22 protein-coding genes and 1 pseudogene are annotated in these 18,089 nt (G+C 66.8%); 14 read left to right on the top strand and 9 right to left on the bottom strand.

All coding sequences use genetic code 11. From position 1 onward, the window contains the following. Positions 1-81: 81 nt before the first annotated feature. From BMX43_RS14875 to mdh, 4 genes are read right to left on the bottom strand one after another with little or no spacing between them, the layout of a single operon-like run. Positions 82-759 carry a class I SAM-dependent methyltransferase gene (locus BMX43_RS14875; RefSeq protein WP_091302758.1) on the bottom strand — a complete coding sequence of 226 codons (678 nt, stop codon included), beginning with the start codon at positions 757-759 and terminating at the stop codon, positions 82-84. Between the two features lie 50 nt (positions 760-809). After that, on the bottom strand, positions 810-1,577 hold the full coding sequence (locus BMX43_RS14870) for an SHOCT domain-containing protein (protein ID WP_091302756.1): 768 nt from the start codon (positions 1,575-1,577) through the stop codon (positions 810-812). 22 nt (positions 1,578-1,599) lie between these two features. Continuing rightward, positions 1,600-2,406, bottom strand: a complete 807-nt coding sequence (locus tag BMX43_RS14865) for a glycosyltransferase family protein (protein ID WP_091302755.1) — start codon at positions 2,404-2,406, stop codon at positions 1,600-1,602. Next, positions 2,406-3,368, bottom strand: coding sequence for a malate dehydrogenase (gene mdh, locus BMX43_RS14860; protein ID WP_091302753.1), 963 nt, complete (start codon positions 3,366-3,368; stop codon positions 2,406-2,408). The genes BMX43_RS14865 and mdh overlap by 1 nt, the downstream gene beginning before the upstream one ends. Positions 3,369-3,523: 155 nt before the next feature. Between mdh and BMX43_RS14855 the strand changes: the two genes are divergently transcribed. From BMX43_RS14855 to BMX43_RS14800, 11 genes are all read left to right on the top strand, one after another. Continuing rightward, complete coding sequence (locus BMX43_RS14855; protein ID WP_091302887.1) at positions 3,524-4,276, top strand: sulfite exporter TauE/SafE family protein; 753 nt, start codon at positions 3,524-3,526, stop codon at positions 4,274-4,276. 228 nt (positions 4,277-4,504) lie between these two features. Next, positions 4,505-5,374: an HpcH/HpaI aldolase/citrate lyase family protein gene (locus BMX43_RS14850; RefSeq protein WP_091302751.1), complete on the top strand. Its 870-nt coding sequence runs from the start codon at positions 4,505-4,507 to the stop codon at positions 5,372-5,374. 39 nt (positions 5,375-5,413) lie between these two features. Beyond that, a complete protein-coding gene (locus BMX43_RS14845; RefSeq protein ID WP_091302885.1) occupies positions 5,414-5,959 on the top strand; it encodes an NnrU family protein in 546 nt (181 codons plus the stop codon). Between the two features lie 13 nt (positions 5,960-5,972). Continuing rightward, positions 5,973-6,176 (top strand): DUF1737 domain-containing protein, encoded by a 204-nt coding sequence (locus BMX43_RS14840; RefSeq protein WP_091302883.1) that lies wholly within the window; start codon positions 5,973-5,975, stop codon positions 6,174-6,176. Positions 6,177-6,246: 70 nt separating this feature from the next. Beyond that, entirely contained in the window at positions 6,247-7,278 is a 1,032-nt protein-coding gene (locus BMX43_RS14835; protein WP_091302749.1) for a MaoC family dehydratase, read from the top strand. Between the two features lie 377 nt (positions 7,279-7,655). Further along, the gene (gene sdhC / locus BMX43_RS14830; RefSeq protein WP_091302747.1) at positions 7,656-8,039 is read left to right on the top strand and encodes a succinate dehydrogenase, cytochrome b556 subunit; all 384 of its coding nucleotides are present in this window, start codon (positions 7,656-7,658) and stop codon (positions 8,037-8,039) included. Between the two features lie 10 nt (positions 8,040-8,049). Continuing rightward, positions 8,050-8,421: a succinate dehydrogenase, hydrophobic membrane anchor protein gene (sdhD, locus tag BMX43_RS14825; protein ID WP_091302744.1), complete on the top strand. Its 372-nt coding sequence runs from the start codon at positions 8,050-8,052 to the stop codon at positions 8,419-8,421. 9 nt (positions 8,422-8,430) lie between these two features. Next, complete coding sequence (sdhA, locus tag BMX43_RS14820; RefSeq protein ID WP_091302743.1) at positions 8,431-10,233, top strand: succinate dehydrogenase flavoprotein subunit; 1,803 nt, start codon at positions 8,431-8,433, stop codon at positions 10,231-10,233. Between the two features lie 187 nt (positions 10,234-10,420). Further along, the gene (locus BMX43_RS14810) at positions 10,421-10,741 is read left to right on the top strand and encodes a hypothetical protein (protein WP_091302739.1); all 321 of its coding nucleotides are present in this window, start codon (positions 10,421-10,423) and stop codon (positions 10,739-10,741) included. 5 nt (positions 10,742-10,746) lie between these two features. Beyond that, positions 10,747-11,040, top strand: coding sequence for a hypothetical protein (locus BMX43_RS14805; protein ID WP_091302881.1), 294 nt, complete (start codon positions 10,747-10,749; stop codon positions 11,038-11,040). 3 nt (positions 11,041-11,043) lie between these two features. Beyond that, positions 11,044-11,820, top strand: coding sequence for a succinate dehydrogenase iron-sulfur subunit (locus BMX43_RS14800; RefSeq protein ID WP_091302737.1), 777 nt, complete (start codon positions 11,044-11,046; stop codon positions 11,818-11,820). 71 nt (positions 11,821-11,891) lie between these two features. On the opposite strand, the gene BMX43_RS14795 is transcribed toward BMX43_RS14800, so the two are convergent. Further along, complete coding sequence (locus BMX43_RS14795; RefSeq protein WP_245749490.1) at positions 11,892-12,671, bottom strand: cation efflux transmembrane domain-containing protein; 780 nt, start codon at positions 12,669-12,671, stop codon at positions 11,892-11,894. A 90-nt stretch (positions 12,672-12,761) separates the two neighbouring features. Here BMX43_RS14795 and BMX43_RS14790 point away from each other — a divergent pair, with 90 nt between their 5' ends. Beyond that, positions 12,762-12,953 (top strand): hypothetical protein, encoded by a 192-nt coding sequence (locus BMX43_RS14790; protein ID WP_091302879.1) that lies wholly within the window; start codon positions 12,762-12,764, stop codon positions 12,951-12,953. Between the two features lie 145 nt (positions 12,954-13,098). Continuing rightward, the gene (locus tag BMX43_RS14785; RefSeq protein ID WP_091302732.1) at positions 13,099-13,962 is read left to right on the top strand and encodes an urea carboxylase-associated family protein; all 864 of its coding nucleotides are present in this window, start codon (positions 13,099-13,101) and stop codon (positions 13,960-13,962) included. Here the strand turns inward: BMX43_RS14785 and BMX43_RS14780 are convergent. The 3 genes and pseudogenes from BMX43_RS14780 to BMX43_RS14775 all read right to left on the bottom strand — a co-directional run bounded on the left by BMX43_RS14780 (position 13,959) and on the right by BMX43_RS14775 (position 16,311). Continuing rightward, positions 13,959-14,738, bottom strand: a complete 780-nt coding sequence (locus BMX43_RS14780) for an aldo/keto reductase (protein ID WP_342711640.1) — start codon at positions 14,736-14,738, stop codon at positions 13,959-13,961. The genes BMX43_RS14785 and BMX43_RS14780 overlap by 4 nt on opposite strands. Before the next feature lie 5 nt (positions 14,739-14,743). Further along, a pseudogene (locus BMX43_RS20465) lies at positions 14,744-14,878 on the bottom strand (aldo/keto reductase); the annotation flags it as partial. 113 nt (positions 14,879-14,991) lie between these two features. Further along, positions 14,992-16,311, bottom strand: a complete 1,320-nt coding sequence (locus BMX43_RS14775; protein WP_091302877.1) for a serine hydroxymethyltransferase — start codon at positions 16,309-16,311, stop codon at positions 14,992-14,994. 87 nt (positions 16,312-16,398) lie between these two features. Between BMX43_RS14775 and BMX43_RS14770 the strand changes: the two genes are divergently transcribed. Continuing rightward, the gene (locus tag BMX43_RS14770) at positions 16,399-17,259 is read left to right on the top strand and encodes a LysR family transcriptional regulator (RefSeq protein WP_091302730.1); all 861 of its coding nucleotides are present in this window, start codon (positions 16,399-16,401) and stop codon (positions 17,257-17,259) included. Here the strand turns inward: BMX43_RS14770 and deoD are convergent. Beyond that, the gene (gene deoD / locus BMX43_RS14765; RefSeq protein WP_091302729.1) at positions 17,256-17,960 is read right to left on the bottom strand and encodes a purine-nucleoside phosphorylase; all 705 of its coding nucleotides are present in this window, start codon (positions 17,958-17,960) and stop codon (positions 17,256-17,258) included. The genes BMX43_RS14770 and deoD overlap by 4 nt on opposite strands. Between the last annotated feature and the right edge of the window lie 129 nt (positions 17,961-18,089).

The following is an 18,089-nucleotide window of genomic DNA, read 5'->3' as shown; positions in this document are numbered from 1 at the left end:
GTGATCACAAGGTGGGAACTGTTTACGCAAACGCTGCATTGCCGCGTTGCGGCGCGCACAAGTCCGGTGATTCCAAAGGACTCAGCGGCGCTGCGCCACGCAGAGCACCTGACCGCGCGGCAGGCGGTTGGGGCGGATTTCGACGGCCAGCCCGGCCTGTGCGGCAAGGTGGTGCACATCCTCGGCCAGCAGGTGATAGGGCGGGCGGATGTCATGGGTCACCACGCCGTCGGGCTGACGCACCGGGCCAAGGCTGGCCTGCGCATCGGGGGCGAGGAAGACGGTGAAGATCAGCTTGTCAAACCGCGTCACATGGGTGGCGATGCGCAGCAGGGCGCGGCGCAGGTGGTTCATCGGCAGATGGGTGAAGACGGCGAAGCACAGGATATAGTCGAAGTCGCGCGGCACGCCGGGCAGCGCGAAATCGGCGTCGCCGATCAGGTGATCGCGCGGCAGGCGGGCGCGGTCGCCCTCGGTCAGTTCTTCGGCATAGCCTTTGAGGATCAGATCGCGCGACAGATCGGTGCCCCAGTAGTTGCCGGGGTTCAGATAGGGCACAGCCCGACAGCCGGTGCGCAGCGGGCCGCAGCCGATGTCGAGCAGGGTATGTTTGGGGCGCAGCCCTTCGGCCAGCAGCATCTGCATCTGGATCACGCCGGTTTCCTCCCACCGGCCGCCAATGATGGCGCGGTGCTTGCCGCGGGCCAGCGCGTCGGGGATGAAATCGGGGGCGTGATAGGGCGAGATGTGCGTGGTCATGGCGCGGGACCTAGCATGGGCGGGCCGGGGCGGAAAGGGGCGCGGCGGTGTCAGAGCCGGGCGAGGAGTTCGGCCTTCTTGCTGGCAAATTCGGCCTCGGTCAGCACACCGATCTGGTGCAGGGCCGCGAGCTTTTCCAGCGCGGCGAAGATCTGGTCGTGGGTGGTGGCCTGGCCCGAGAGGGCTGTGGCGGGCGGGGCGGGTTGTGCCATGACGGGCTGCAAAACGGGTTCGGGGGTGGAGAAGGCCGGGGGGGTGCCCGAGACCACCGGCAGGCTGGCGAGGTTGACCGGGCCGAACTGGCTGGTGAAGGCCCAGTTGGCATCGCCGGATTGCTGCTGGCTGATGCCGCCGATCTGATGCTCGCCGGTGTCATAGACGGTGATCTGGCCGTTCAGGTTGACGGCAAGCCGGCGGCTGGCGGGGAAGATGGCGTAGCTGAGGGCGTTCTGCCCGCCGGAAGCGGAGGGCTGACCAAGGTCGGCAGGCCACCATGTGCCGCCCGACATCTGCATCAGGGTGCCCGCATACTGCGGCGGGGGCAGGTAGAAGCTGCCCTGCGCATGTGCGGCGGCAATCTCGTTGCACAGGCTGGAGACGAGGTGCTGCAACCCGGTGTTGAACATGTCGCCCACCATCGTCATGCCGCCCGAGGACCATTGCCCCATGCCGCCGAGCTCCGGGTGGCTGAACTGCGCCTGATAGCCCGCGCCGCGGCTGACGGCATCCATCAGGGTGCGCACGGCATCAGGGCTGACGCCGTAGCGCTGGCTGAGCGCGCCTTGGACTGCGGCGCCGTGGTCGGTCAGGTCAGACATCGCGCGTTCCTTGTGTTGGGGGTCAGGACGGGTCGCCGCCCTTGCCCTTCGGGCCGGGCACGCGCAGAAGCCCACGGCGCGGGGCGCCTTCGGGCCAGGTGGGATCGGCCTCGACCAGGGTGGTGAGGATCTGCGCCCGTTCGCGGCTGAGCAATTCGCGCATCCGGTAGAAGGTGGCGGGATCGCCCGGCTCGGCGAAATGCAGGGCGCGCACATGCAGGATACGCGGGGCGCCGAATTCGGTGGGCCAGTGATCCAGCAGCGACAGGTGGATGACGTTGTATTCGCCGGGCAGCACCAGAAACGGCAGCCGACTGTCGAACAGCACCTCGCGCAGGCAGCCTTGATCGAGGGCTGCGCCGGTGTCGCGCATCAGCGTTTCCCACCGGGTCAGCAGGTCTTGCGTGGCCGGGCTGTGGCGCAGGGCGATGACGCCGCCGTTGAGCATCGGAAAGGCGCGCGGCAGGCGGCCGGTGCCGTAATAGACCTTGGCGCGCGACCAGCCCTGCGCGGCGGCCAGCTCGGTGTGATCCAGCAGGTCGAACAGCTCGCTGACATCGCAGAGCACGGCGGTATCGGTATCGAGATAGACGGTGCGGGCGAAACGGGAGCGGCGCAGCGCCTCGATCTTGGGGCGATGAAAGCTGTCGGCCAGCAGGTGGATGCGGTCGAACACGTCATCCTGCAGCGGCTGGTCGGTAAAGAGATCGACCTGCGCCGAGGGCATGGCCCGGCGCAGGGTGCGGGCGGCGCGTTGCGCCGCCACGGTATAAGGCCCGGTTGCCGCGAAGACGAAGCCGCGCGTGTCAGATCCGGGTGCCGGTTGCATCAGGCCAGCGACGGGTCGATGGCTTTGCAGGCGGCGACGAGGCCTTTGACGGCATCGACCGACTTGTCGAACATCGCCTGTTCGGCGTCGTCCATCTTGATGTCCACGATCCGCTCGATCCCGTCCTTGCCGATGATGGTCGGCACGCCGACATACATGCCGTCAAGGCCAAGGGCGCCGTCAACGTAAGCCGCGCAGGGCAGCAGGCGCTTCTGGTCTTTCAGATAGGCTTCAGCCATTTCGATGGCCGAGGTGGCGGGCGCGTAGAAGGCCGAGCCGGTTTTCAGCAGGCCAACGATTTCGGCGCCGCCGTCACGGGTGCGCTGCACGATCCCGTCCAGCTTTTCCTGCGTGGTCCAGCCCATGGCGACCAGATCCGGCAGCGGGATGCCGCCGACGGTGGAATAGCGGACCAGCGGCACCATGGTGTCGCCATGGCCGCCCAGCACGAAGGCGGTGACATCGCGCATCGAGACGTTGAATTCCACCGACAGGAAGTGACGGAAGCGCGCCGAATCCAGCACGCCGGCCATGCCGACGACCTTGTTGTGCGGCAGGCCCGAAAACTCGCGCAGCGCCCAGACCATCGCGTCGAGCGGGTTGGTGATGCAGATCACGAAGGCGTTCGGGGCGTGTTTGGCAATGCCTTCGCCGACCGATTTCATCACCTTGAGGTTGATGCCCAGCAGGTCGTCGCGCGACATGCCCGGCTTGCGCGGCACACCGGCGGTGACGATGCAGACATCGGCGCCCGCGATGTCTTCATAGGAGTTGGCGCCCTTCATCACGGCGTCAAAACCTTCCGAGGGGCCCGACTGCGCGATGTCGAGGGCTTTGCCCTGCGGCGTGCCTTCAGCGATATCGAACAGGATGATATCGCCGAGTTCCTTGATCGCTGCGAGATGGGCGAGCGTGCCGCCGATCTGGCCTGCGCCAATCAGTGCAATCTTCGGTCTTGCCATGATTCCGTCTCCGGCTGGGGATTGTATACGGTGGTATGCATAGTGACTTCGCGGGATTTCCGCAAGTCGCGGGTGCGGCATGACAGGCGCCACTGTTTCACGCAAGTTGTTTGCGCTAAAGCGGACGCGATTTGACGGCAGAGGGCGGCGGGCGCGTGGAAGACATGGGATTTTGGGCCATTGCGGGGCTGGCCGCCGTGCTGGTGGGCATGGGCAAGGGCGGCGTTCCGGTGGTGGCGATGCTGTCGGTGCCGCTGATGAGTCTTGTCATGTCGCCGGTCATGGCGGCGGGGCTCTTGCTGCCGATCTATGTCGTGTCGGACGCGTTCGGGCTTTATGCCTATCGCCATGCGTTTGACCGGCGGGTGCTGGCGATCCTGGGGCCGGCGGCAACAGTCGGCATCGGGCTGGGCTGGGCCACGGCCGAGGTGGTGCCCGAGGCGCTGGTCACCGGGCTTGTGGGGCTGATCGGCGTGGTGTTTGCCGCGAACCTGCTGCTGCGGCGCCGGGTGCCGGTCGAGCCGCAGGCGGCGCGCGTGCTGCCGGGGTTGTTCTGGGGCGCCGCTGCGGGCTTTACCAGTTTCGTCAGCCATGCGGGCGCCCCGCCCTATCAGGTTTACACCATGCCCCTGCGGCTGCGGAAGGAAGTGTTCGCGGGCACCTCGACCATCCTGTTCGCTTATATCAACGCGGCGAAGCTGATCCCCTATTGGGCGCTGGGGCAGATCAACATCAGCAATCTGAAGCTGACGCTGGTGCTGTGCATCCCGGCCTCGCTGGCGGTGTTTGCCGGGGTGCGGCTGGTGCGGGTGCTGCCGGAAAAGCTGTTCTTCCAGCTGGTGACCTGGGCGCTGCTGATCCTGTCGGCAAAGCTGGTCTGGGATGGCGCGCGCGGTCTGGCGGGCTGAGCGGCGGCTGGCTACCGGCGCGACCACCCCCACCCCAGCCCTCCCCCCTGCAGGGGGAGGGGGCGCGTTTGTCAGGCCGGGGCGCTACAACATCAGCGGCGCATAGGCCGGGGTTTTGACGCACAGAGGAAGGAGCAGGGCGGAAATTCTGCGCTGCGGCAAATCGGGGCTTGCCGAATATGCCGCTGATGTGGTCTTTGGCGAAAGAATCTTGCTTGGGAGAGACTCATGACCCAGACCGCCCGCCCCTACCGTTCGGTGCTTTACATCCCCGGCTCGAAAGAGCGGGCGCTGGAAAAGGCGATGGGCCTGCCCGCCGATGCGATCATCTTCGATCTGGAAGACGCGGTGGCGCCGGATGAAAAGCCCGCCGCGCGCAAGCTGCTGGCGCAGGTGCTGACCGATTGGGATTTCGGCGCGCGCGCGCGCATCGTGCGGATCAACGGGCTGGACACCGAATGGGGCGCCGCCGATTGCAATGCGATGGACGAGGCGATTGCCCGCGGCGCCAAGATCGACGCGGTGCTGATCCCCAAGGTGAACTGCGCCCGCGATCTGGATGCGGTGGCGGCGCTGGTGCCGGGCGCCGATCTCTGGGCGATGATGGAGACCTGTCAGGGGATGCTGAACGCCGCCGAAATCGCGGCGCATCCCAAGCTGAAGGGCATGGTGATGGGCACCAATGACCTTGCGAAAGAGCTGAACTCGCGCTTCCGGGCCGACCGGCTGCCGATGCAGGCGGGGTTGGGGCTGTGCCTGCTGGCCGGGCGGGCGCATGGGCTGATTCTGGTCGATGGCGTCTATAATGCGTTCAAGGACGAGGACGGGCTGCTGTTCGAATGCGAACAGGGCCGTGACATGGGCTTTGACGGCAAGACGCTGATCCATCCGGCCCAATTGGAGATTGCCAACCGCGCCTTTGCGCCCTCTGACGCGGAAATCGACCTGGCGCAGCGCCAGATTGCCGCCTTTGACGAGGTGATGGCGAATGGCGGCGGCGTGGCGGTGGTCGATGGCAAGATCGTCGAAAACCTGCATATCGTGACCGCCAAGGCGACGCTGGCCAAGGCGGCGGCGATTGCGGCGCTGGCCGGATAAGCGCAGGGTGGCGGTGATCCTTCACACCGGAGCTGCATGATGCCCCTTCTGATCCTTGGCCTGCTGATCTGGGCGGGCGCCCACATGTTCAAACGGCTGGCGCCCGGCCCCCGGGCGGCGATGGGCGAGCGTGGCAAGGCGGTGGTGACCGTCGCCCTGCTGGTGTCGCTGGGGCTGATGGTGATCGGCTATCGCGGGGCGGAGGGCGCGGTGTTCTGGGGCCGCAGCCCGGCGCTGGTGGGGATCAACAACCTGCTGATGCTGGTCTCGGTCTATCTGTTTGCCGCAGCGGGGATGAAGACCGCCGTGGCGCAGCGGATGCGGCATCCGATGCTGACTGGGGTCATCGTCTGGGCCGTGGCGCATCTGCTGGTGAATGGCGATGTGCCGTCTTTCGTGCTGTTCGGCGGCATGGCCGTCTGGGCGGTGCTGGAAATGGCGATGATCAACCGGGCGCAACCGGGCTGGGTGCCGCCGCGCGGCAAGGGCGCGAAGATGGAGGTCATGGCGGCGGTGGGCACCCTGCTGGTCTATGGCGCAATCGCCGGGGCGCATATCGCGCTCGGCTATCCGACATTCGGGTGATGTGATGAAGACGATGAAACTCTACCGCTTTCTGTCCGACGATGACACTTCGGCCTTTTGCCACAAGGTGACCGCGGCGCTGAACAAGGGCTGGGCGCTGCAGGGCGACCCGGCCTATGCCTTTGACGCGGCGCGCGGGGTGATGCGCTGCGGGCAGGCGGTGGTGAAGGAAGTGCCCGGCGAATACAGCCCCGAGATCAAGCTGGGCGAACAGTGATCCCGCGGGGCAGGCCGCCTGCCCCGTTTTTCAGACGGCGGGAAGCCCCCCGCCCTACGGAGTATCCGCGATGAAAACCAATCCGGGCCGCTTCTTCGAGGATTACCGCCTCGGCGAGACGATCATCCACGCCGTGCCGCGCACCGTTTCGGGCGGCGAGCGGGCGCTGTATCACGCGATGTATCCGGCGCGTCATGCGCTGTATTCCTCGGACGCATTCGCGCGGGCCTGCGGGCTGCCGGCCAGCCCGATCGACGATCTGGCCGCCTTCCATGTGGTGTTCGGCAAGACGGTGCCGGATGTCAGCCTGAATGCGGTGGCCAATCTGGGCTATGCCGAGGGGCGCTGGCTGGCGCCGGTCTATCCGGGCGATACGCTGCGGTCGGAATCGACGGTGATCGGGCTGAAGGAAAACTCCAACGGCAAGTCAGGCGTGGTTTATGTGCGCACGCGCGGCATCAACCAGAACGACACCGTGGTGATGGAATATGTGCGCTGGGTGATGGTGCGCAAGAACCGGCTGGAGGTGCCCGCGCCCGAAGCGGTGGTGCCGGATCTGGCAAAGGTGGTGGTGCCCGGGGCGCTGGTGATCCCGGCGGGGCTGGATTTCAGCAGCTATGATTTCGCGCTGGCGGGCGAGGCGCATCGTCTGGGCCATTATGAGATCGGTGAAAAGATCGAGCATGTCGATGGCGTGACGATCGAGGAAGCGGAACACATGATCGCCACGCGCCTGTGGCAGAACACCGCCAAGGTGCATTTCGACGCCACCTTCCGCGAGGATGGCAAGCGGCTGATCTATGGCGGGCATGTGATCTCGATGGCGCGGGCGCTGAGCTTCAACGGGCTGGCCAATGCGCAGATGATCGTGGCGCTGAATGGCGGTGCCCATGCGAACCCCTGCTTCGCCGGCGATACGGTGAAATGCTGGTCCGAGGTGCTGGACAAGGCGCCGACCGCAGCGCCGGGGGTCGGCGCGATCCGGCTGCGGCTGGTGGCGGTGAAACAGGGGGCGGCGCCGTTTGCGCTGAAGGGTGAGGATGGCAAGTATCTGCCCGAAGTGCTGCTGGATCTGGATTACTGGGCGCTGATGCCGGTGTGACGCCGTGGCGAGGGGGCGATGCCCCCTCTTGGCCTGCGGCCAATTCACCCCCTGAGTATTTGGGCAGGGTGAAGCGGCAAGGCGGGCTCTTTCATCTTGGTAAAAATATCCCGGGGGAGCGCCGCAGGCGCGGGGGCAGCGCCCCCCTGCCCGCGTCGATCCGGGCGCAGCGGCTGAGTCGGATCGATCCGGCCGGTCGTGATCACAGCCCGAAAAAACGTGATCACAAATCGAAAAAATCCTGCCTGATAGCGGCAACAGCCCGGAATGGCAGCGAAAGCGCGCGTGACTTGCGCGAAAAAGGCGCTAATGAAACATACAGGAAATCCTGCCAGCGCGCGGCCCTTCTGCCGCGCCAAGCGACAAAGGGAAATGTCATGGCTGAAGTGAAGCGGGTCGAGCGCCCCCTTTCCCCCCATCTCCAGATCTATCGCCCGCAACTGACCTCGATCACCTCGATCCTGACGCGGATCACCGGCAACGGGCTGATCGTGGGCACGCTGCTTGCGGTGTGGTGGCTGCTGTCGGCCGCGATCTCGCCCGAGTATTTTGCACTGGCCAATGGCGTCGCAACCTCGTGGTTCGGCGATCTGGTGTTCACGCTGTCGGCCTGGGCGGTGTGGTATCACTACCTCGCCGGTCTGCGGCACCTTTATTACGATGCGGGAAAGGGGCTCGACATTCCCACCGCCGAGAAGCTCGGCTGGGCCTGCATCATCGGGTCGGTCGTGCTGACCGTCATCACCATCATTCTGGTCTGAGGAGGCTGAGATGCGCTATCTGACCGACCGCAAGCGCGCCGAGGGCAAGGGTGCCGCAGGCACCGGCACCGAGCATCACTGGTACATGCAGGTGTCCGCCGTCGGGCTGGCCTTCATGGTGCCGGTCTGGCTTTATGTCTTCGGCTCGGCGCTGGGGAAAAGCCATGACGCGGTTCTGGCGACCTTTTCGCACCCGTTTCCGGCCATCCTGACCGGGCTCGTCCTGTTCGTGGGGATGCGCCATTTCGCCAAGGGGGCCACCATGATGATCGAGGACTATGCGCGCGGCAGCGCGAAGAAGGGCCTGATCATGCTGGTGATTTCGATTTCTTACGCGGTGATCGCGGTGGGCTTTTACGCCCTTGCGAAACTGGCGCTCTGAGAGGCTGACATGACTGCTTATCCCTATGAAGTGCACGACTATGATGTCGTGGTGGTCGGTGCCGGTGGCGCGGGTCTGCGCGCGACGCTGGGCATGGCCGAACAGGGCCTGCGCACGGCCTGCGTGACCAAGGTGTTCCCGACGCGCAGCCACACCGTTGCGGCACAGGGCGGCATCGCCGCCTCGCTGTCGAACATGGGCCCGGACAACTGGCAGTGGCACATGTACGACACCGTGAAAGGGTCGGACTGGCTGGGCGATACCGACGCGATGGAATATCTGGCGCGCGAGGCGCCGAAGGCGGTGTACGAGCTGGAACATTACGGCGTTCCGTTCAGCCGCACCGAAGAGGGCAAGATCTATCAGCGCCCGTTCGGCGGCCATACCACCGAATTCGGCGAAGGCCCGCCGGTGCAGCGCACCTGCGCCGCCGCCGACCGCACCGGCCACGCCATCCTGCATACGCTGTATGGCCAGAGCCTGAAGAACAACGCGGAATTCTTCGTCGAATATTTCGCGCTCGATCTGATCATGACCGACGGGCGTTGCACCGGCGTGGTGGCGTGGAAGCTGGATGACGGCACCATTCACGTCTTCAACGCCAAGATGACCGTGCTGGCGACCGGCGGCTATGGCCGGGCCTATTTCAGCGCGACCTCGGCCCATACCTGCACCGGCGACGGCGGCGGCATGGTGGCCCGTGCGGGCCTGCCGCTGCAAGACATGGAATTCGTGCAGTTCCACCCGACCGGCATCTATGGCTCGGGCTGCCTGATCACCGAAGGTGCGCGCGGCGAAGGGGGTTATCTCACCAACTCCAAGGGCGAGCGGTTCATGGAGCGTTATGCGCCCCATTACAAGGATCTGGCGCCGCGCGACTATGTGTCCCGCTGCATGACGCTGGAAATCCGTGAAGGCCGGGGCGTGGGCGCGGAAGGCGACCATATCCACCTGCACCTGAACCACCTGCCGCCGGAAACGCTGGCGCTGCGTCTGCCGGGCATTTCGGAATCGGCCAAGATCTTTGCCGGGGTCGATCTGAACAAGGAACCGATCCCGGTTCTGCCGACGGTGCATTACAACATGGGCGGCATCCCCACCAACTATTGGGGCGAAGTGCTGAACCCGCAGCCGGGCAACCCGGATGCCGTGTTCCCCGGCCTGATGGCGGTGGGCGAGGCGGGCTGCGCTTCGGTGCACGGGGCGAACCGGCTCGGCTCCAACTCGCTGATCGACCTTGTGGTGTTCGGTCGGGCGGCGGCGATCCGCGCGGGCGAGATCGTGAACCCCAAGGAACGCTCGGCCCCGGTGAACACCGCCGAGGTGGACAAGGCGCTGGGTCGGTTCGACGATCTGCGCCACGCCAAGGGCGCCGTGCCGACCGCCGAATTGCGGCTTGAGATGCAGAAGACGATGCAGGCCGACGCCGCCGTGTTCCGCACCGAAAAGACGCTGGCCGAGGGCGAGCGGAAGATGACCGCGATTGCGGGCAAGATGGGCGATCTGAAAGTGACGGATCGCAGTCTGGTGTGGAACAGCGACCTGATGGAAACGCTGGAACTGACCAACCTGATGCCCAACGCGCTGGCCACGATCTATGGCGCCCATGCCCGCACCGAAAGCCGCGGCGCCCATGCGCACGAGGATTACCCGACGCGGGACGATCTGAACTGGCGCAAGCACACGCTGGCCTGGGTGGATGGCGCGAAATGCACGCTGGATTTCCGTCCCGTGCATGTCGATCCGCTGACCCCGGAATCGGCGGGCGGCATCAGCCTGAAGAAGATCGCCCCGGCAGAGCGGAAGTTCTGATGACTCTGCGGCCCGCATATCCGCGCCTTGCATCCCAAGGGGCCCCGCTTGCCGGGGGCCTGCGGCGGCAAGGCTGCGCGGGCCGCAACAAGCGGCTTCTTGCCGCCCGGCGCGTTTTCACCTTGTCGCAGGCGGCGGATGCGGCAGGCTGCCCTGATCAGCAACGCAAACAGATTGTGAGCGGATCATGAAACCTGTCCTCCTCCTGCCCCTCTGCCTTCTGGCCCTGACCGCCTGTTCGCCGCAAACGCTGGCCGACAGTGTGAACCGCAAGGCGGCGCGCACGGTGGTCGTGCCGGTGCTGCAGACCTACATGACCGCACCGCAGGCCGAAACCGCCGCCGATTGCGTGATGGCCAATGCCTCGCCCGCCGAGATGGCCGCACTGGCGCGCGATGTCGGCACGCGGGCGGGCACGCTGACGGTGCAGAATGTGGTGACCATCGTGCGCCGTCCGGCCACGGGGGCCTGCATGCGCGCCGCCGGTGTCGGGCCGATCGCGGGATGAACGGGATGGGGCGCCTCGGTCTGATCCTGCTGGGCCTGCTGGCGGCCTGCGGCCCCGTCCCGCGCGAGGTGGCAGAGCGGAACTGTTACGAACGCGCCCGACTTGCGCAGCAACCGCGCGGCGAGATCCGCGCCGGTCTGGGCTCTGACGGCGAGGCGGCAGGCGGCTTCGACATCGCCGTGTCGTCCGATTTCCTCATGGGGCGTGACCCCGCGCAGGTCTACGACTCCTGCGTCTATCAGCAATCCGGGCAGCTGCCCTCTCAGCCGCTCTACTCCCGTTCAGATTGGAGAAACTAGCCAATGGTTCAGTTCACCCTGCCAAAAAACTCCAAGATTCGCACCGGCAAGACCTGGCCGAAGCCCGAGGGCAAGAATGTCCGCAAGTTCCAGATCTATCGCTGGAACCCCGATGACGGCCAGAACCCGCAGGTGGACACCTATTTTCTGGATATGGACAAGTGCGGCCCGATGGTGCTGGACGCGCTGATCAAGATCAAGAACGAGGTCGATCCGACGCTGACCTTCCGCCGGTCCTGCCGCGAGGGGATCTGCGGGTCTTGCGCGATGAACATCGACGGCATCAACACACTGGCCTGCATTTACGGGCTGGACGAGGTGAAGGGCGATGTGAAGATCTATCCGCTGCCGCATATGCCGGTGATCAAGGATCTGATCCCCGATCTCACGCATTTCTACGCCCAGCATGCCAGCATCATGCCCTGGCTGGAAACCAAGACCAACCGGCCCGCGAAAGAGTGGCGCCAGTCGATCGAAGACCGCAAGAAGCTGGACGGTCTGTATGAATGCGTGATGTGCGCGTCGTGTTCGACCTCCTGCCCCAGCTACTGGTGGAACGGCGACAAATACCTCGGCCCGGCCGCGCTGCTGCACGCCTATCGCTGGATCATCGACAGCCGTGACGAGGCGACGGGCGAGCGTCTGGACGGGCTGGAAGACCCGTTCAAACTGTATCGCTGCCACACGATCATGAACTGCGCCAAGACCTGCCCCAAGGGGCTGAACCCGGCCAAGGCGATTGCCGAGATCAAGAAGATGATGGTGGAACGCGCGGTGTAAGCCGCCGCTCTGCACAGGGCCGCCCGCATAGGCCCCCCGCACTGGCCCCGGTATCCCCGGGGCCTTTTGCGTCAGCGCAGCTCGGCCCTTGCATCGCGCAGGATGATCCGCGCCGCGCCAAGGAACAGCCCGGCAATGCCCAGCGCCACCACAAGGTCGGGCCAGGGCGATCCTGTCACTCCGACCAGCGCGGCCGCCGCCACAACCGCCAGATTGCCCAGTGCATCATTGCGCGAGAACAGCCAGACCGCCCGCATTCCGGCATCGCCCGACCGGTGCCGCAGCAGCAGCCCGGCACATCCGAGATTGACCAGCAGCGCCCCCATCCCCGTCCAGCCCATGACGGCTTCGTCCGGCAAGGGCGGTGCCTGCATCCGCCAGAGCGTGCCGCCGATGACCCAGAGCCCCATCAGCGCCAGAAACCCGCCCTGCAACAGCGCGGCCCGCGCCCGCGCCCGCAAGGTCCAGCCGAGCGCCAGCAGTCCAAGCCCCGAAATCAGCCCGTCCCCCAGGAAATCCAGCGCATCGGCGCGCAGCGCCTGCGATCCGGCCATCCAGCCTGCGATGATTTCCACCAGCGCATAGCCCAGATTAAGCGCCACCACTGTCCCCAGCACCTGCCGATAGGCCGGATCCGCCGCCACCGCCCCCAGCGGCGCGATGTCATGGCCGGTTGCCCGCACCGCCGCCAGAAGATCGGCCGTCTGCGGCGTGCCCGTCACCGTCAACTCGCCCGTCACCAGCGAGGCGGTCGCCGCCGCCACCCCCGGCACCGCGCGGGCCGCAGCCTCGATCCGCGCGACACAGGCGCCGCAATCCAGATCGGTGACGCTGAAGCGCTGCTCCGCCATGGCCGCCCTTCCCATGTGCTGAAAACCGGGCCGTGCAAAGGCCTTGCCGCCATGCTAAGGCTGCGGCGCCTCTCTGCACAAGAGCCCCCCATGCTCCTGCTCATCCCCCTGCTCGCCCTCGCGGTCTTCCTGTTCCTCTGGCTGTCGCGCCGCGGCTCCAGCCTAACCCGGCAGTGCCTCTGGCGCGAACACCGCGCCGAAGACCTGTGGCGCTGCGCCGCCTGCGGTGCGATCTGCCACCCCGAGAAAGGCGCGCCGCGTCACTGCCTGCGCCCGCGCTGATCCCGGGCCCTGCTTATTTTCTGTTTGAAAATATCCTCTGGGGGTCCGGGGGGCGAAGCGCCCCCGGCGGCGTCCGCCCCGCGTTGCGGTTGACCTTCTGACCCTGCCGCCGCAGTCTGGCCCGGCCAGCAAAAGGGTCATCCCGATGAAACCTGTCCATCCCGATCACACCGCCCCCGCCGATGCCGAAACCCGCCGCGCCGTGGCACCCGTGATCTGCTATCCGGTCGAAGGCCTGCCCGCCCCCGATCTCGCCCCCTATCGCGCCGCCCGCGACGGCTGGACCAAGGTCGGCGAAACGCAGGTGCCCGCCCGCGAGGCGCGCTGTTTCCGCGTGCCCGCCGGGCATTTCTTCCGCATCACCTCGGTCGAGGGGCCGCAGGTCGGCGATCTGAACCTGTGGAACGCCACCAATCTGGCCGAGCGGTTCTATTCCGGCAAGACCCGCGCGCTGCATGGCACGCATCTGTCCAGCGGCGACCGGATGTGGAGCGCGCATCCCTATCTGCGCCCGATGGCCACGATCACTGATGACAGCCTGGACTGGTACGGGTTCGATGCGTTTGGCGGCGCGGTGCATGATGTGATCGGCACGCGCTGCGACCCTTACACCCACAACCTGCTCAGCCATGGTGGCCAGTATCACCACTGCTGCCATTCCAACCTGACCCGCGCGCTGGCCGATACCACCGGCCTGTCGCTGGCCGAGGCAGAGGGGCATGTGCATGACGTGCTCAACGTCTTCATGTGCACCGGGTTCACCCGCGACACCGGGCAGTATTTCATGAAGGCCTCGCCGGTGCGGGTGGGCGACTATCTGGAATTCTTCGCCGAGATCGACCTGCTGGGCGCCCTGTCGGCCTGCCCGGGCGGCGATTGTTCGGCGGAACATTCGTCAGATGCCGCCGCCTGCCATCCGCTGCTGGTCGAGGTGTTCCGCCCCGTGGCGCCCCCGGCGGGCTGGGTCAGCCCGCCGGTCAATGGCTATGACCGCAGCCACGGGCGCTAGCAATAACGCTCGATGGATTGCAACTGGTGGTCGCCATAGCGATCCCCGGCGGCAAAGCCCACAGGCAGGATACGGTCCAGTTCGGCCCGGTCTTCGGCGCTGAAGCGGATGTCCGGGGCGGGCCGCCATTGGCGCAGCCGGTCGGCGTGGCGGGTGCCGGGGATCGGGATCAGGTGATCGCCCTGTTGCAGCACCCAGGCCAGCGCGGTGGCCGGGGTGCTCCACCCCCGGGCAGCGGCGAAGGCGCGCAGGCGGTCGAAGCTTGCGGTGTTGCGGGTGAAGTTTTGCCCCGAAAAGCGCGGGTTCATCGCGCGGAAGCCGTCTTGCACCTGATCGCGGGTCAGCGCGGTATCGCTGGCCATGCCGCGCGCCAGCGGCGAGAACGGGATGAAGGCCACCCCCAGCGCCGCGCAGGTCTGGATCAGCCCCAGTTCGGGCTGGCGGGTCCAGAGCGAATATTCATTCTGCACGGCGGTGCAGGGATGGATCGCATGGGCCTCGCGCAGCGTATAGGGCGCGATTTCCGACAGTCCGTAGCCGCCGATCTTTCCCTCTTCCTCGAACCGGTGCAGCGTGCCCACCACATCGGCCAGCGGGATCGTGGGGTCGCGGCGGTGGATATAGAACAGCTCCACATGATCGCGGCCAAGGCGGCGCAGCGAGGCTTCCAGTTCCGCCCGCAGATGGCTTCGGAATTGTCGACGCGCCGGGGCGGGCCGTTGACGATGCTGGCCTTGGTGGCAATCGTCACCCGCGGCTTGCGGCGGGCCAGCCATGTACCGATCACCGTTTCGCTGATGCCCGTGCCATAGATATTGGCGGTGTCGATGAAGTCGATGCCGCTGTCCAGCATGGCATCCAGACAGGCGAGGCTTTCCGCCTCGGTCGTCGGGCCGAAAATGCCGCCGAACGACATGGCGCCAAGGCCGATGGCCGAAACCATCGGCCCGCGCTGGCCGAGTTTGCGCTGCTGCATGGAATGTCCTTTCCGCTGGGGGGAGGGCACTACAGCGCAGCGAATCGGATCGTTCAAGCCCGGATGTAGTGCAGCCCGGTAAATTTCTGCCGCAGCGCGGCGGTGCGGGGGGCGATGGTTTCCGGCGCGTTGGACCGCAGGGCCTCGGCGATCAGCGCGGCAAAGGCCGGGGCATCGGCAGGCGTGACACCCCGGCGCACCAGTTCCGGCGTGCCGATGCGCAGCCCGTTCAGGTCGCCCGGCACCTCGGCCAGCGGCAGGCCGATGCCGCAGGCCAGAAACCCCGCCTTGCGCAGGGTTTTCGACGCCGCCTGCCCGCCTCCGAACGCCGCCGCTTCGATGGCAAACTGGTGGCTTTGCGTCGCGCCCCGGTCGGCGGCGAAAACCGGCAGGCCAAGGGCGGACAATTCGCGCGCCAGGGCTTGCGACAGGTCCACCATGGCCTGCGCATAGGCCGGGCCATAGTCGCGCCAATCCAGCAGCGACAGCGCCAGTGCGGCAGATTTCGCCGCGTCGAAATTCGCGGTCATGCCGGGGAAGGCGATATGGTCCAGCGCCTCGGCAATGCCCGCGTCATTGGTGACGATCAGCCCGCCCGCCGGGCCGCCCAGCGATTTATAGGTGCTCATCGTCATCAGATGCGCGCCCTCGGCCAGCGGATTGGCCCAGAGGCCGCCCGCGATGATGCCGCATTGATGGGCGGCATCGAACAGCACCCTGGCCCCCACCGCATCGGCAATCGCCCGGATCTCGCGCACCGGATGCGGGAACAGGTTCAGGCTGCCGCCCACGGTGATGATCCTGGGGCGCACCCGGCCCGCCAGATCGGCCAGCCCTTGCAGATCAAGGGTATAGCCGTCAGCGTTCACCGGCGCCGCATGGGTTTGCAGCCCGTAAAGCCCGGCACAGCCCGCCGCGTGATGGGTGACATGCCCCCCCACCGCAGCCGGGGGCGCGATGATCGCATCGCCCGGTTTTGCCAGCGCCATGAAGCCGTAAAGATTGGCCAGCGCCCCCGACCCGACGCGGATTTCGGCATGGGTGGCGCCGAAAACCTCGGTCGCCAGTTCGGCGGCGATCACCTCGATCTCCTCGATCGCCTCCAGCCCCATTTCATACTTGTCGCCCGGATAGCCCAGCGAGGGGCGGGAACCGAGGCCGCGCGACAGCGCCGCTTCGGCCACCGGGTTCATCACATTGGTTGCGGGGTTGAGGTTGAAACATTCGGCATCATGGATCGCGCTGTTGCGGGCGATCAGCGCCTCGATCCGTGCGGCGACGGTGGCCGAGGCGGCGGTGGCATCGCGGGCGATCTGCTGCACGCGGGTTTCGCAGGCGGCGGGAACCCAGGGACGGGGGGCAAGATGGGGCATGGGGATCTCCTTTTGCGCCATCTGGCCAGAGGTGGGGCTTGCGGGCAAATCAGATTTGCGGAAATCTAGGGTCAGGAAAATTAAGCCATGCCCGTCGCCCCGCCCCGCCCGAAAGACCTTGCGCTGAACGCGCTGCGCGCCTTCGAGGCGGCAGCGCGACTGGGCGGGTTTGCCGCGGCGGCGGCCGAACTGGGGGTGACGCCGGGCGCGGTGACAGCGCATGTGAAGGCGCTGGAGGATCGGCTGGGCGCGGCGCTGTTCGCGCGTGGCGCCAAGGGGGTGCAGTTGACCCCGCTGGGCGCGCGGGTGCTGCCGGAGTTTACGGCGGGTTTCGATGCGCTGGGGCTGGCGGTGCATCAGTTGCGCGCCGAGGCCGCCCCCCGCGTGGTGCATATCGCCACCCTGCCCGCGCTTGCGCAGCTTTGGCTGTCGCCCCGGCTGCCAGCGCTACGGGCGCAGATGCCGGGGGTGGAGATTTCGATCACCGCGATGGAGGCGCCGCCCAACCTGAAACGCGCGCCCTATGATCTGAGCCTGTTTTACGGCGATCAGGGGCGGCTGGTGGCCGAAGACGAGATCTTTCCGGTCTGCGCCCCGGCGCTGGCCGCGCGGCTGACAGCGCCCGCCGATCTGGCCGCCCTGCCCTGCCTGATCGACAGCGCCTGGGCGGGCGACTGGGCGCTGTGGGCGGCGGTGGCACTGCCCGGCGGCTTTGCCCCGCGCGGGCCGGTGTTTTCACTTTACGCGCTGGCGGTGGAGGAGGCGGCGAATGGCGCCGGGGTGCTGATGGCCCATGGCGCGCTGGTCGCAGGCCATCTGGCACGGGGCACGCTGGTCGCGCCGCTGCCACAGCGGGTGCGGCTGGCGCAGGGGCTGCGGCTGTGGTCGGCACGGGCATTGCGGGCGGGCCAGCCGGTGGAACAGGTGGCCCGCGCCTTGCTGGCCTAGGCGAATGCCGCGGTCAGCGCGATATCCACCATATCGGCAAAGCTGGTTTCGCGCTGATCGGCGGGCAGCGCCTCATGCGTCAGCAGATGGTCGGAAATCGTCAGCACCGCCAGCGCGCGGCGCTGATAGCGGGCGGCAAGGGTGTAAAGCTCTGCCGCCTCCATCTCCACCGCCAGCACGCCATGGCGCTGCATCTGCTCGTTCAGGTCGGGGCGTTCGTCATAGAAGGTGTCAGAGGAGAAGATCTGCCCGGCATGAAGGCCGATGCCCTTGGCCTGTCCCGCCTCCCACGCGGCTTTCAGCAGGCCGAAATCGGCGGTGGGGGCATAGTGGAGTTCCTTGAAGATGGTGCGCGAGGGCGTGCCCGCCGTGCAGGCCGACATGCCCAGCACCACATCGCGCAGCTTCACCTGCGGCTGCATCGCCCCGGCGCTGCCGATGCGGATCAGCGTCTGCGCGCCATAGTCGCGGATCAGTTCGTTCACATAGATCGACAGCGAGGGCATCCCCATGCCGGTGCCATGGATGGTGACGCGCTGCCCCTTCCAGGTGCCGGTATAGGCCAGCATCCCGCGCACCTCGTTCACCAGCACGGCATCCTTGAGGAAGGTCTGCGCCGCCCAGCGCGCCCGGTAGGGATCGCCGGGCAGCAGCACGGTTTCAGCAATCTCGCCGGGTTTGGCGCCGATGTGGAAGGTCATGGGTCTCTCCTGCGGGTTTGGGCGACTATGCCGCCGGGCGGCGGCAGGGGCAAGACAGGCAGCGCGGCGCATATGGCTGCCGCAGCATGGGGGGCTGTCTGCCCCCCAACGGCCCTGCGGGCCGCCCCC

The sequence above is a fragment of the Gemmobacter aquatilis genome (genome assembly GCF_900110025.1).
GTDB classification, from domain to species: Bacteria; Pseudomonadota; Alphaproteobacteria; order Rhodobacterales; family Rhodobacteraceae; genus Gemmobacter; species Gemmobacter aquatilis.
Note: the sequence above shows the minus strand (reverse complement) of the source record. Positions and strands in the feature narration are given on the sequence as shown.